We start from the raw sequence: 12,055 nt of genomic DNA, 5'->3' as shown, positions 1-12,055 counted from the left end.
CGAGCGTCACCGGCATCGGCCAGAGCGAGCCGTCGGCGAGCCGCATGTCCGCGACCACGCCGTCATAATCGGCCTCGGTCATGAAGCCCTTCAAGGGGTGGAAGCCGCCGTTCATCAGAAGCTCCAGATCGCAGACCTGGCGCTGGGTGAGGTCCCAGGACGGCAGCGCGCCGGCCTCGTGCTTCAGCTTCTGGGCAGACTCGTACGAGACGTATAGCTCCGGGATCGGAGCAAGATTGGGGAGCGACATCAGCGATTCGACCTTTGCATGACCGGCGCGGCGAGACCGCCGCTTTCGCGCCGGGCATAGCGCCGAAACGGGACAAAATTCAAGACGCGCGGGCTCTGGCGCCGTGCAATCGGACGGAAAGTGCGATATTTCTGCGATGCAGCGAACGGCGTCACGGACCGCGCGCCTCGAACGGGACGCGCGGCGCCTCGCGCGGCCCGGTTCACGGACGGATCATCACCAGACGCGCGGGAGCCGGAAAAGCCACGCGGCCATTGGCGCCAATATGGGCGGCCAGGTCGTGTCGCGCGGCCGCTTTCAGCCGGCGCAACGGTTCGGCGGAGACCATGTCCGAGAGCGTCCAGCCGCCGATCTCGGTGTCGATCCATGCGTCGAGCGATGCATGGCGCGCCGTTCCCGTGAGGACGCCATGCTCGGCAAGCTTCAGCCCCGCTCGGTCAATCTCATCTTTGATGTCACCGATGCTTCCGAGGGAAAAGGGCGCGGCAAGCGCGGCGGCTGCATCGGGGCCCGCGATCTCGCCGACGAGCGGCACCAGCCGGTCATAGGCGGGGGTTCGATCCAGCACCTCCCAAACGAGCAGCGCTATGCGGCCTCCAGGTTTCGTGACGCGGGCCATCTCGCGCAGCGCTGCCGTGCGGTCGGCGAAGAACATCAGGGCGAACTGGCACATGACCGCATCGAATTGGCCATCGGCAAGGGGCAGCGACTCGGCGGGCGCCTCGATCCACTCGATCGCGTCGGACTTGCTGCGCGCAACGGCGAGCATGCCGGGATTGATATCCACGGCGGTGACATGCCCTTCGGGGCCAATACGTTCGGCGGCGGCCAAGGCCGCGACACCGGTCCCGCATCCGACATCAAGAACGTGCTCTCCGGGGGCGATCGCGGCGGCGTCGGCCAGCATCGGAGCGAATTGCCCGAACAGGGCGGGCACGAATGCGCGATCGTAGATTGCGGCGGCGGCGGTTTCGACCTGCCCGGCTTCGGCTTTCTTCAGGGTCTGCATGATCTCCTCCTTTCGTACGGGGAGGGTCGCAAACCCGTCCGGGTGCGAATAGTCCTGATTCTGTAGTAGTCTGATTGTTACCCGATCGAGCCACGGCCAAAGGGGAAGGGAGCACCAGATGCGACGCTACGGCCAGTTCTGTCCGGTCGCCAAGGCGGCGGAGGTCTTCTGTCAACGATGGACCGCGCTGATCCTGCGCAACATCACCTGGGGCGCGCACCGGTTCTCCGACATCCAGCGCGGCGTGCCGATGATGTCTCCGACGCTACTTTCCAAGCGGCTGAAATCCCTTGAGCAGGAAGGAATACTGGAGCGCCGCGCGAACGGGCGCGCGGTCAGCTACCACCTGACCCTCGCGGGCCGCGAATTCACCCCGATCATCGAGGCGATGGGCGCCTGGGGGCAGCGATGGGCGCGGCGGGATCTCGAGGAGGGCGAGATCGACCTGGACCTGCTCCTTTGGGGAATAGAGCGCGGCGCGCGGGCCGACGCCTTCGGGGCGCGCGGGGTGGTGCGGATCGAATTCACCGACCAGCCGGCGCACAAGGCGCTCTGGTGGTTCCTGAACGAGGATGGGCGGTGCCAGCTCTGCGTCGACGATCCCGGTGGCGAGACCGATCTTTTCCTGGCCGCGACCGTCGCTGACTTCATTCGCATCTACCGGGGTGACATCGCGCTCAGGACCTCGCTGGCTGACGGCATTCTCGAGGCGATCGGCAGCTACGAGGCGCGGGACGCCCTGGCAAGTTGGCTGAACCTTGGCCCGCTCTCGGCGATCCGACCGGTGAATGCGGCGAGTGGGCAGGGCCGAACGGCGGCACGGGACCCAGTGGTCCCGGCCAGTGGCATGGACCAGGATCGATCCATGTGAGAGCGGCCGGTCATCCCGGCGCGCTTCCGTGGTTGGGTTACTCCGCGGCTTCGACCGCCTTTTCGGCGTCTTGTGCTGCGAGCCAACGTTCGGAATCGAGCGCCGCCATGCAGCCCATCCCGGCCGAGGTCACGGCCTGGCGGTAGACGTGGTCCGTCAGGTCGCCGGCCGCGAAGACGCCGGGGATCGAGGTCTCCGTCGTGCCCGGCTTCACCTTCACATAGTTGCCGTGATGGAGCTCCAGCTGGCTCGCGACCAGTTCCGAGGCCGGAGCGTGGCCGATCGCGACGAAGAAGCCCGCACAGGGGATATCCGTGGTCTCGCCGGTCCTTACGTGGCGGGCGCGCACCGCGGCGACGCCGAGCGGCTGCTCGTCGCCGAGCACCTCGTCGATCGTGTGATCCCACAGGATCTCGACTTTCGGATGTTTGAAGAGGCGGTCCTGAAGGATCTTCTCGGCCCTGAGCTCGTCGCGGCGATGGACCAGCGTGACTTTGCTGGCGAAATTCGTGAGGAACAGCGCCTCTTCGACGGCCGTGTTGCCGCCGCCGGCCACGACAACCTCCTTGCCGCGGTAGAAGAACCCGTCGCAGGTCGCACAGGCCGAGACGCCGAAGCCCTTGAACTTCTCCTCCGACGGCAGGCCGAGCCACTTGGCCTGCGCGCCGGTGGCGAGGATTACAGCGTCAGCGGTATAGGTCGTGCCGGAATCGCCATGCGCGGTGAACGGCCGCTTCGACAGGTCGAGGGAGGAGATGTGGTCGGAAATGACCTCGGCGCCCATCGCCTTGGCGTGCTCTTCCATCCGGACCATGAGATCGAGACCCTGGACCTCGGTGTCGCCGGGCCAGTTCTCGACTTCGGTCGTGATGGTGAGCTGTCCGCCCGGCTGGATGCCCTGAACGAGGATCGGGTCGAGCATGGCCCGCGAGGCATAGACCGCCGCGGTATATCCTGCGGGGCCGGAGCCGATGATCAGAACCCTGGTGTGCCGCGTCTCGCCCATGACAGTCCCTTTCCGATTCTTGTCCGCGCCATATAGTCAGCCCGGGCGGGCTGGGGAACCCCTCGAAACACAGCCATGCGGCTGATCGGGACTGAAACAGGAGCGGCTGGCCCTACAAGTCCGCTTCTCCTGACGGCGGCCGTCTCGGTGCTGCCGCGCGGATGGTGTCTCAAATATGTTGCGTGCTTGCGAAACAATGTTGCGCGTTATGGCGCCGAACGGTAAGTTCCGCGAAATTTCGGGAGAGAATGACCTATGGGCGCCAACAGACTCGACGAGATCGACCGGAAAATTCTGGCCGAGCTGCAAGATGACGGGCGCATGACGAATGTGGAACTGGCCCGCCGCGTCGGCATTTCGGCGCCGCCCTGCCTGCGTCGGGTGCGGACGCTGGAGGAGGCGGGCTACATCCGCGGCTACCACGCCGACGTCAACCCGCGCGAGCTTGGATTCGAAGTCCAGGTCTTTGCCATGGTCGGGCTGCATTCGCAGGCCGAGGTCGATCTGTCGGCCTTCGAGCAGCGTTGCCGGGAATGGCCGCTCGTGCGCGAGTGCCACATGCTGAACGGCGAGATCGACTTCATCCTGAAGTGCGTCGCCCCGGACCTGTCGTCGTTTCAGACGTTCCTGACCGAGGAGCTGACCTCGGCGCCGAACGTGGCGAGCGTCAAGACCTCGCTCGTGATCCGCTGCGCCAAGGACAAGCCCGGCGTTCCCTTCGATTTCCTCGAAGAGCGACTCGGGCGCAGCGCCTGAGGACGAAGCCCCGGCGCTGCGCCCGGCCCCCAGCGGCGGCGCGGCGTGCCTCGCCCTAGCCGGCCAGCGCCGCCTCAACCTCGCTTGATGTCATGTGGGGATGGGCCAGTGGACCAAACCCGCTGAACGACCGCAGGTGCGGGAACAGCGACAGGAAGCTCTGCGCCGCCCTGGGTCCGCGGTCCTCTCTGGTCGCACCGGGGTGGTAGCTTTCGATCTCGAGCCCCGCGGCGCGCAGCGATCCGTGCCTTTCGAGCATGATGTGGTACACCGGCACCGCCGCCGTGGGCGTGACCTCGATGATCGATACGCCATCGACGAAAGTTTGGGCCGAAGCGTAGACAGCTCCGGAGCGGTCGCCGAACCGGCTGCGCAGAAGGAGCTTGGCGCCCGGCCCCAGCACGAGATCCGGCATCGGCCGACCGATGCCGAGCGCATCGGCGGTGATCCGGGTCAGCGTACCGCCGTGCATGCCGCGCATGGCGCGCGGCGGGAAGAGCGTCATGGAGCCGATCCAGGTGATCGTCTCGCAGCGGTCTTCGGCCGTCAGGGCCTGCATGCCGGGCACGAGGTCCTCGACGGCGACGGGGCCGTCCGACGTTGCGATGACGGTCCCTCGGGCGAAAGCCGAAAACGCTTCCTCGTAGTCGGGGATTGCGGGCGCGAGACGGGTTGCGGTCTCAATCTGACCGTCCGCGTCCAGATAGCTCAACTGGTAGCGCCTAGTGAGTATCGGAGGGTTGAATTCAGGTTTTCGATACGGAATGCCTTGGCATTCGGCAGCGGGCGAAGAACTTTTTTCCGTCGAAACAGAGGCGACGGTACCTAACGGGTACGACACGCGAGCAGCCTTTCGGTCTGGTCACATCTGCGCACCCCCACCCAAGAATACAGACTGACACAGTTGATATCGGGCCATCTCGGGCGGCTTCTGTCAAAAACGGGCGTCCATTTACGCCTCCTTGTTGTCAATCGCCGCGGTGTTGCTGGTTTTGTTGCCGAAAACGTGAATAATGACTGGGCGCGAAACGACGCACCCCGCGCTGGTAGCGCAACGAATCGGCACTTGATTCTGCCGATAACCGCGCCCCGCCGTGACGATGGGAACAATGCGGTAGCCCTTGTGCTCCGCGCCAGACCTGCATCAGGTGGCCGTCGAAGGGCGTATGTGCGGGGAGGTCGCTCCCCCTTCTTGATGATGGCGCTTGCCGCCGAGTTATTGAGGGCTCTGCGGGGCGAGGTGACGCTCCGGCTGCCCTTCTTTGGATTTCACTGAGATGCGGCTTTGCCTGACTGCTCCTTTGTCCTCTGGGGCTTGCGCCCCGCCTTCAGCCGGGTTGCCTGATCCGGCGTCACTCAACCTCGTGTTGAAATGCGGCAGAAATATGGCGCCGCAATCAGAGCCGGATTGCCGAGAGAAGCCGGCCGTAGTCGGCTTCGTGGGCGTGCACCGACCGGCGGTACGAGAAGAACCGCTCGGGATCGGAATAGGTGCAGTGACGGCTCCATTCCGCCCGCCCGACGCCGGCTTCGCGCAGGCGGTGCAGGCCGAAGCCCGGAAGGTCGAAATGCACGCGGTCGCCTTCGCCTCCGGCGAAGAAACGGTCGTTGTCAGGATCCTCGGTGAGGAACGTGTCGAAAAACTCCGGCCCGACCTCGTAGGCTTTCTGGCTGATGGTCGGGCCGATGATCGCGACCGTGTTGCCGCGACTGGCGCCGAGGTCTTCCATCGCTGCGAGCGTCGCTTCAAGCACGCCTGACAGCGCGCCGCGCCAGCCGGCATGGGCGGCGCCGATCACGCCCGCGCGGGCGTCGGCGAACAGCACCGGCTGACAGTCCGCGGTCAGAACCGTGAGCGCCAGGTTCGGAACATCGGTGACGAGCGCGTCGGCACGAACCGGCGTCGCGAACGGACCGGTGACGGTCACGACGTCCGCCGAATGAACCTGATGCACACCGACCAGTGCGCCCGGCCGGACGCCAAGCGCGTCCGCCACCCGTTCCCGGTTGATCGCGACCGCTTCGGTCAGGTCCGACGAGCCGTGGCCGCAGTTCAGTCCGCGGAATATTCCGGATGACGCGCCACCCTTGCGCGTGAAGAAACCGTGTTTCAGGGGCAGCAGCGCGTCATGCGTGAGGATTTCGAGCGTCATGAAACTGGTCTAATCCGGGTGGAAGGGGCGCCCCTCTGGGGAAACAGGCAATCGCTTTGAACAACTGTCCCATTTCTTCGGGATGGGTCAAGCGCCGATGCGCCGCGATGTGGCTTTCGAGCGCGTCGCAGGTGAGGTTCCGCGCAAGGGCGCGGGCGCGCCCGGTGATTCCCAGCCGTTCGAGAAACACGCCCTGCGGGGTCATCGCGGTGGTCTCGCAGCCAGCGGCGGCGAAGGCGACCGCAAGCTGTTCGAAATCGACATGCGCGGTCAGGTCGGCCTCGCCCGGCTCGGCGAAGGGATCGACCGGCCGGTGCGCCTTCAGCGCCTGAAGCGTATCGCCGAGCGAGTGCCAGCCGCCATAGTCGATCACGAGGGCAAGGCCGCCATGACGGGCAATGCAGCCGGCGATGGTCGCCGCGATGGGGGCGAGGGCCGGGCAGGTCTCGACGATGTCGCCCGGCGCGGTATCACGCAGCCGGGCATCGAGGGCGCCGTAGCGGCTCACCGGCCCGAGGCCCGGCATCAGCCCATGTTCGGAAAGCGCGACCTGCCGCTCGGACCATCCGTTGTCACGTCGCTCGAACTGGCGGATCGGCAGCGCGTCGAAGAACTCGTTCGCGACCAGAAAGAGGGGCGCTTCGGGCAAATCCTCGGCCCGGTCGAGCCATTCGGGGGCCTGATCCGACAATGTCCTGGCCTGGCAGGCGCGAAGCGCAGGCGAAGCCTCGACGAGCCGGATCCGTGCCGCCTCGGCCATGCCGGGCACGGCGCGGATCGCACGACAGATGTCGGCCATCAGCGTGCCGCGCCCGGGACCAAGCTCGGCCAGCGTGAACGGGGTGGGGCGGCCCTGATCGAGCCAGCTCTGCGCGAGGCAGAGCCCGACCATCTCGCCGAAGACCTGGCTGATTTCCGGCGCGGTGGTGAAATCGCCGGCGGATCCGAAGGGATCGCGGGTGGCGTAGTAGCCGTGTTCCGGATGCATCAGGCAGTCGGCCATGTACTCGGCGATCGTCACCGGGCCGCTCGCCGCGATCCTCCGCGCGAGGATTTCGGCGAGCGGCGTCACGCCCGCGCCCGGCGCCAGAACCAGAGCCCGGCGAGAATCATCGGCAGCGACAGGAGCTGCCCCATCGACAGGCCGATGCCGCCAGCATGGAGAGCGTAGCCCATCGGGTTGTCGGGGGTGATGAACTGGTGATCGGCCTGCCGGACGAACTCGACCGCGAAGCGGGACAGCCCGTAGCCGAGGAGGAAGACGCCGGTGATCAGCCCGGGCCGCCGGAGGGCTCCGCGCCCAAGAAGCAGCATCAGGACCGCTCCGAGCAGCAGCCCCTCGAGACCCGCCTCGTAAAGCTGGCTCGGATGGCGCGCGCAGTCGCCGGGAAGGAAGCCGGTGCAGGTCTGCGCGGCCTCGCCGGGGAAGATCACGCCCCAGGGCAGGGTGGTGGGGCGGCCCCAAAGCTCGGCGTTGACGAAGTTCGCGAGGCGGCCGAGAAACAGGCCGATCGGCGCCACCAGCGCCATCGCATCCGAAAGCTGCAGGGGCGGCACGGCGTGGCGGCGGCAGAACCAGAGCCCGGCGGCGACCACGCCAAGGAAGCCGCCGTGGAACGACATGCCGCCTTCCCAGACCTTCACGATCTCGGCCGGGTTCGCGAGGTAGAACCCCGGCTGGTAGAACAGCACGAAGCCGAGGCGGCCGCCGAGAATCACGCCGATGATGATCGCGGTCAGGAGATCCTCGACCTTTCCCGGCTCCATCGGCGCCTGCCCGGCCGGCCACAGGGCGGGGCGCCGCATCAGCGCGCGGATGACCCACCAGCCCGCCAGAAGTCCGACGAGATAGGCGAGAGCGTACCAGCGCAACGCGAGCGTGATGCCGAAAAGCTCGACCGAGAAGATCTCGTTCGAGAGATCCGGAAAAGGAATGGCAGCCTGCATCGTGTTCTCCTCGACCCTCTCAGAGCGCGCGGCTGCGACGAAGTCAACCTTGAGCTTTGCCGCCGCGGTGCGCATATAGGCCGCGAAACCGACCTGCCCCACGGAGGCGCCCGATGAGCGGACCGAACAAGTTCTTCGACGACATGTCGAAGCTGATGACCAATGCGATGGGCGTGGCGCAAGGTGCCCGGACCGAAGCGGAAACCGCGATGAAGAGCTGGATGGACCGCTGGCTGGCCGACCGTGACTTCGTCACGCGCGAGGAGTTCGAGGCGGTGCGGGCGATGGCACAGAAGGCGCGGGAAGAGAACGAGGCGCTGAAGGCGCGCATCGCCGCGCTCGAAGCCGGCAAGAAGGGCTGAGGCGCCGCGGCGCGTGAGTGTCGCGAGTTATCCGCCTTTTTCCGATCAGTACTCCACTTCATCGACCGGCGCCGGACGCGGGGCCAAACGGACGGATTGGCTTTACCAGGGGCGCCGCATGGGGCGGCCCCCTTTTCGCAGTAGAAGGCCGGATCGCCGCTCATGGCGCTCCATGCTTTCGTCAGGCTCGGCCATTTATGGAACACGCCACTTCGACGCGCGGCAGTCACGCTTTGCGCGCGGTTTCGGTCCTGCCCGGAGTTCCTTGCCGGGTATCGCGAATATCCGTGCACGACCACTCTATCTGTGTGTTGACAGAGATATCTGCAGTGAAGTGCGAAGTGCCGCGATGAGGTGCGAAGAAGCGCGATGACCCAAGGAAACAAGGGATTTCCGGGGCGTGGCGGGGGCGGTGAGGGCCGTGGGGACGATGTCTGCAGTCGGGGCCGAAATCGGGGCCTGGCGGGGCGGTGAGGGCATGTGGGGCCGATTTGAAGGCGCCGGTGAAGGGACCGTTTAAACCCCTGTAAAACGGGCATTAAAGTCGGGCATACGGGCGGCGCCGGGGCCGAAACGAGCGCCGAGGCGGCTTCGGAACTGGGAAATCCGGTTCCCAGTTTGATCTCCTGTTCCCAGAAAGCCGGTACGCACTTTCCAATCAAACACTTACCTGATTTCGGCGGCTGGGAGGTTGAGAGTGAAACTGGGAACAGTTTCTTGCCTCTCGGTGCCAGGAATGCATGAAATGCAACGCCGATTACGCATCCCCGCTCCCAGATGGTCACTCCCATGGACAGGACGTTGCCGGTTGCTAGAATCAGAGCGTACCGCGTGCCGGTGTCCGATCGGAGATATCCATGGAAGAGTTCCAGTCCCTCCTGAGCCTGCCGCTCGAGACAATCTCAGTGCTGGCGGCGGGATATATCGGCTATCGAATTGCCTATGTCGGTCATGACGAAACTCATCAAACCATCGATGTGCTGTTTGCCTCGCTTGTCTTCGCTCTGATTGCCAAGCTGGCTTCGGACCGCCTTGCGGTGTTCGATGCTCCCGCAATCGCGGCAACTGGTGGTGTCGTAGCCGCGATCGGAGCCGCAGCCATTTGGCGTGGGTTCCTTGAGGAGTTCGTTCGGTCTTTACTCCGCGTCGCGCGCGTCACTTCATCGGACCGACATGTCACGGCTTGGCACAGTGTCAGGTTGCGGCGGGCGTTCGCGCCCACCTGGATCATGGTGCGCCTCAAGTCCGGTCGGCGTCTTATGTGCAACGACCTCAGCCGCTTCTCATGCTTTAGCGACGGACCATGCATCTTCGGTGAAGACGGTTCGGTCGCACTGTTTGTCACTGACCGCTCCGAGGCAGGTTCGGAGGAGTGGGAGGAGGCCGAGTTACAGGATCCTGCCTTCGGCACAGCGCTGACCTATGTTCCGGCCTCCGAGATCGAGGAGATCAGGGTCTACACGCGAGACTAGCCCTTCGGTTTTGGTGGTACGGCGCCTGGCGCGCTCGGCTGCACGTTCGGCTTGGATGAAATCAGCGGTTTGCTCGACCGCTGAGAGTTGGTCGCGGTTTGAGGGGATGGTCGGCTTGGCTGAGGGCCGCCACTGCTTTTTTTATCCGCCATGAAGTCTTTCTCCTTCACCAGGTGAGCCCGGCCAGACCATCCGGTCGAGCGTAGATTTCGTCTCACTCGTCCAGGATCAGTTCCGTCCGCTCATGCGACGTGAGCGTGGGCGGTTCGCCGAGGCGGCAGGCGGTCCAGACCACGCGGCCGAGGATGGTGAGGTCGTTGATCTCGGCGCCGACGCGGACTTCGGCCGGGTAGGCCGGGTTGTCGGAGGAGATCGTGAGGATCTTGCCCTGGACGAGATCGAGGCGCTTGAGGCGGAGCTCTTCGCCCTCGAGGAAGGCGTAGATGAAGTTGCGATCGGGGCTCTTGCGGTCCTCGTCGACAAGCACGATGGCGCCGTCGCGGATTGTCGGCTCCATGCTGTCGCCGCAAACACGCAGGATCTTCGCTTTCGAAGGGCGGATGCCGAGCGAGGCGAGCCAGTCGCGGCGGAAGGCGAGCGTGCCGATCCGACCCTGCTCGCGGTTCAGCCTGCCGCCACCGGCGGCGGCCTCGACGGCATAGACGTCGATTGGGGTGAGATCATCGAGTGCGTGGGAGCCCGCGCCGTGACCTTGCGTGGACTTGACTTCGAGTTCGATGTTGCCGTTCGGATGCACAAGCGTGGCGTCGGGTCGGATGCGCTTTCCGGTTAGAACATAAAGGACGTCGACGCCTGCCTTTTCGACGGCGGCGAGGTAATTGCTGTCTGGCACACGCTCTCCGCTTTCATATCGGGTCTGGGAGAGCCTTTTTTGATCTGCCAAGGCGGCAAACGTTTCTTGAGACATTCCAAGACGTTCGCGCTCCTCTCGCAATCTACGAGAAAGTGCTTCCAAGTGGATACATCTCCCCTTGACTGCATCCGAATGGATACATAAACTTGCATTGTAGCGGCACGTATCCGCCTTGCGAGGATTTATGACCCAGAAAGACGTTCAATTCCAGCCGGGGGCGATCCTCCATGACGCCATTGTAGGGTCTTTTCGTGCCGGCGGGCGCAGCTTCGAGGTTTGGTGCGCGGATCACGGCATCAGCCCTGCGACGGCGCGGAATGTGACCTTCGGCCAATCGAAAGGTCCGAAGGGGCGGGCGCTCTTGGCTCGGATCATAGACGCCGCCGGGCGCGACGTCGTGCGAGCGGCCTATGAGGCGAGGCTCAAGGATCACTATGAGAGCTTCAAGAAGGGTGGCGCGTAATGGACGGCGGTTACCCGGTGCGTCGCGCCGACCCTTTTCCCGAACTCATGCCCTGCGATCCCCCGGCCGGGGAAGGTGCCGGAGCGCGCGTCGCTTCATCCCTGCGCGCGCTCCGGCACCGCCTGGTCCGGTTTCATGACCGGATCGAGCAGAGCCTCCTGGGCGACCTGATCGGCGCCATCGGCCTGATCACCGCCTTCCTAGGTCTCCTTGTTTTCACGGGTGTCCTGCAATGAGCCGCGCCCCGTCCGTTTCTGTCCGTGAGGTTTCCATGATGCTTCTGAATGAACTTCCCCGCCCCGAGCGCCGGCCCGACCAGAGGTTCGGAGACGTGCGCGTGCAGCTGGTCCGGGCGATGGCGGCCGAGGCCGTGATGCGCGATCCCGCCGCCGCGGCGGTGGACCGGGATCTCGCGACAGACCGCTATGTCGCGGCGGTCGACGCGATCATCGCCGAGCTTGCCGTCCTGAGCCAGACTGGCGTGCTCGTCCGGCTGCAGGACCTGCTCGACCGCGAGGTGGCGTGATGGCGGTTCGGATGAAGTCCTGGCGCACCCACCCGGCAATCGCCGCCGCCGAGGCGCTGGCGGTCGAGCCCCAGGCGCCGTTGGTGAAGCTGCCTGCGGTGGGCCGGTTCAGAGCCCTGAAGGACGAGCGCTACTTCTTTGTCGTGAATGACAAGGGCATTGCCGTGTCGCGGCCCTTCACGACCGCCTTCGATGCCGAGACGCTCGCCGACAACCTCAATCGCGAGGCCGAGCGCGAGGCGAAATTCGGCCGCCGGGGCATTCGTGCCTGCATGAGTTGCGACAAGCCGTTCGAAAGCGAGGGCATCCACAATCGCATCTGCGGCTACTGCCGACACCTCGGCCATCAGCCGGTCGGGTGGTGAG

15 protein-coding genes and 1 pseudogene are annotated in these 12,055 nt (G+C 65.4%); 8 read left to right on the top strand and 8 right to left on the bottom strand.

What is annotated here, in order from left to right; translation table 11 throughout:
* Positions 1 to 250, bottom strand: a pseudogene (locus OEZ60_RS20630) (adenylyltransferase); the annotation flags it as partial.
* A gap of 202 nt (positions 251 to 452) precedes the next feature.
* Positions 453 to 1,259: a methyltransferase domain-containing protein gene (locus OEZ60_RS20625; protein ID WP_263340453.1), complete on the bottom strand. Its 807-nt coding sequence runs from the start codon at positions 1,257 to 1,259 to the stop codon at positions 453 to 455.
* 118 nt (positions 1,260 to 1,377) lie between these two features.
* Here OEZ60_RS20625 and OEZ60_RS20620 point away from each other — a divergent pair, with 118 nt between their 5' ends.
* Positions 1,378 to 2,130: a winged helix-turn-helix transcriptional regulator gene (locus tag OEZ60_RS20620; RefSeq protein WP_263340451.1), complete on the top strand. Its 753-nt coding sequence runs from the start codon at positions 1,378 to 1,380 to the stop codon at positions 2,128 to 2,130.
* Between the two features lie 37 nt (positions 2,131 to 2,167).
* Here the strand turns inward: OEZ60_RS20620 and trxB are convergent, their stop codons facing one another.
* On the bottom strand, positions 2,168 to 3,136 hold the full coding sequence (gene trxB / locus OEZ60_RS20615; protein WP_263340450.1) for a thioredoxin-disulfide reductase: 969 nt from the start codon (positions 3,134 to 3,136) through the stop codon (positions 2,168 to 2,170).
* A gap of 255 nt (positions 3,137 to 3,391) precedes the next feature.
* Here trxB and OEZ60_RS20610 point away from each other — a divergent pair, with 255 nt between their 5' ends.
* Positions 3,392 to 3,892, top strand: a complete 501-nt coding sequence (locus OEZ60_RS20610) for an Lrp/AsnC family transcriptional regulator (protein ID WP_263340448.1) — start codon at positions 3,392 to 3,394, stop codon at positions 3,890 to 3,892.
* 55 nt (positions 3,893 to 3,947) lie between these two features.
* Here the strand turns inward: OEZ60_RS20610 and OEZ60_RS20605 are convergent, their stop codons facing one another.
* The 4 genes from OEZ60_RS20605 to lgt form a co-directional block, all read right to left on the bottom strand.
* On the bottom strand, positions 3,948 to 4,604 hold the full coding sequence (locus tag OEZ60_RS20605) for a Hint domain-containing protein (protein ID WP_263340445.1): 657 nt from the start codon (positions 4,602 to 4,604) through the stop codon (positions 3,948 to 3,950).
* Positions 4,605 to 5,289: 685 nt separating this feature from the next.
* Positions 5,290 to 6,045 carry a peptidoglycan editing factor PgeF gene (gene pgeF / locus OEZ60_RS20600; RefSeq protein WP_263340442.1) on the bottom strand — a complete coding sequence of 252 codons (756 nt, stop codon included), beginning with the start codon at positions 6,043 to 6,045 and terminating at the stop codon, positions 5,290 to 5,292.
* On the bottom strand, positions 6,020 to 7,117 hold the full coding sequence (locus OEZ60_RS20595) for a class I SAM-dependent methyltransferase (RefSeq protein ID WP_263340439.1): 1,098 nt from the start codon (positions 7,115 to 7,117) through the stop codon (positions 6,020 to 6,022). Before OEZ60_RS20595 ends, pgeF begins: the two co-directional genes overlap by 26 nt.
* Complete coding sequence (gene lgt / locus OEZ60_RS20590; protein ID WP_263340437.1) at positions 7,114 to 7,992, bottom strand: prolipoprotein diacylglyceryl transferase; 879 nt, start codon at positions 7,990 to 7,992, stop codon at positions 7,114 to 7,116. The genes OEZ60_RS20595 and lgt overlap by 4 nt, the downstream gene beginning before the upstream one ends.
* A 113-nt stretch (positions 7,993 to 8,105) precedes the next feature.
* Between lgt and OEZ60_RS20585 the strand changes: the two genes are divergently transcribed.
* Together OEZ60_RS20585 and OEZ60_RS20580 are read left to right on the top strand one after the other, a co-directional pair.
* Positions 8,106 to 8,354 (top strand): accessory factor UbiK family protein, encoded by a 249-nt coding sequence (locus OEZ60_RS20585; protein WP_263340434.1) that lies wholly within the window; start codon positions 8,106 to 8,108, stop codon positions 8,352 to 8,354.
* 857 nt (positions 8,355 to 9,211) lie between these two features.
* Complete coding sequence (locus OEZ60_RS20580; RefSeq protein WP_263340432.1) at positions 9,212 to 9,826, top strand: hypothetical protein; 615 nt, start codon at positions 9,212 to 9,214, stop codon at positions 9,824 to 9,826.
* 214 nt (positions 9,827 to 10,040) lie between these two features.
* Here OEZ60_RS20580 and OEZ60_RS20575 read toward each other — a convergent pair whose 3' ends face one another.
* Positions 10,041 to 10,679 (bottom strand): S24 family peptidase, encoded by a 639-nt coding sequence (locus OEZ60_RS20575; protein ID WP_263340430.1) that lies wholly within the window; start codon positions 10,677 to 10,679, stop codon positions 10,041 to 10,043.
* A gap of 205 nt (positions 10,680 to 10,884) precedes the next feature.
* On the opposite strand from OEZ60_RS20575, the gene OEZ60_RS20570 reads away from it, so the two are divergent.
* Genes OEZ60_RS20570 through OEZ60_RS20555 form a run of 4 tightly spaced genes read left to right on the top strand, consistent with a single transcriptional unit; the run spans position 10,885 to position 12,054 of the window.
* Positions 10,885 to 11,163 carry a hypothetical protein gene (locus tag OEZ60_RS20570; RefSeq protein WP_263340428.1) on the top strand — a complete coding sequence of 93 codons (279 nt, stop codon included), beginning with the start codon at positions 10,885 to 10,887 and terminating at the stop codon, positions 11,161 to 11,163.
* Positions 11,163 to 11,399, top strand: coding sequence for a hypothetical protein (locus OEZ60_RS20565; protein WP_263340426.1), 237 nt, complete (start codon positions 11,163 to 11,165; stop codon positions 11,397 to 11,399). Before OEZ60_RS20570 ends, OEZ60_RS20565 begins: the two co-directional genes overlap by 1 nt.
* Positions 11,400 to 11,434: 35 nt before the next feature.
* On the top strand, positions 11,435 to 11,689 hold the full coding sequence (locus OEZ60_RS20560; RefSeq protein ID WP_263340423.1) for a hypothetical protein: 255 nt from the start codon (positions 11,435 to 11,437) through the stop codon (positions 11,687 to 11,689).
* A gap of 11 nt (positions 11,690 to 11,700) precedes the next feature.
* Positions 11,701 to 12,054: a hypothetical protein gene (locus tag OEZ60_RS20555; RefSeq protein ID WP_263340422.1), complete on the top strand. Its 354-nt coding sequence runs from the start codon at positions 11,701 to 11,703 to the stop codon at positions 12,052 to 12,054.
* The last annotated feature ends 1 nt before the right edge of the window (position 12,055 follow it).

Origin of the sequence: Albidovulum salinarum (assembly GCF_025673475.1) — a bacterium.
Taxonomy (GTDB): domain Bacteria; phylum Pseudomonadota; class Alphaproteobacteria; order Rhodobacterales; family Rhodobacteraceae; genus Albidovulum; species Albidovulum salinarum.
The sequence above is the reverse complement of the archived record's forward strand: the minus strand, read 5'-3'. Positions and strand labels throughout refer to the sequence as shown.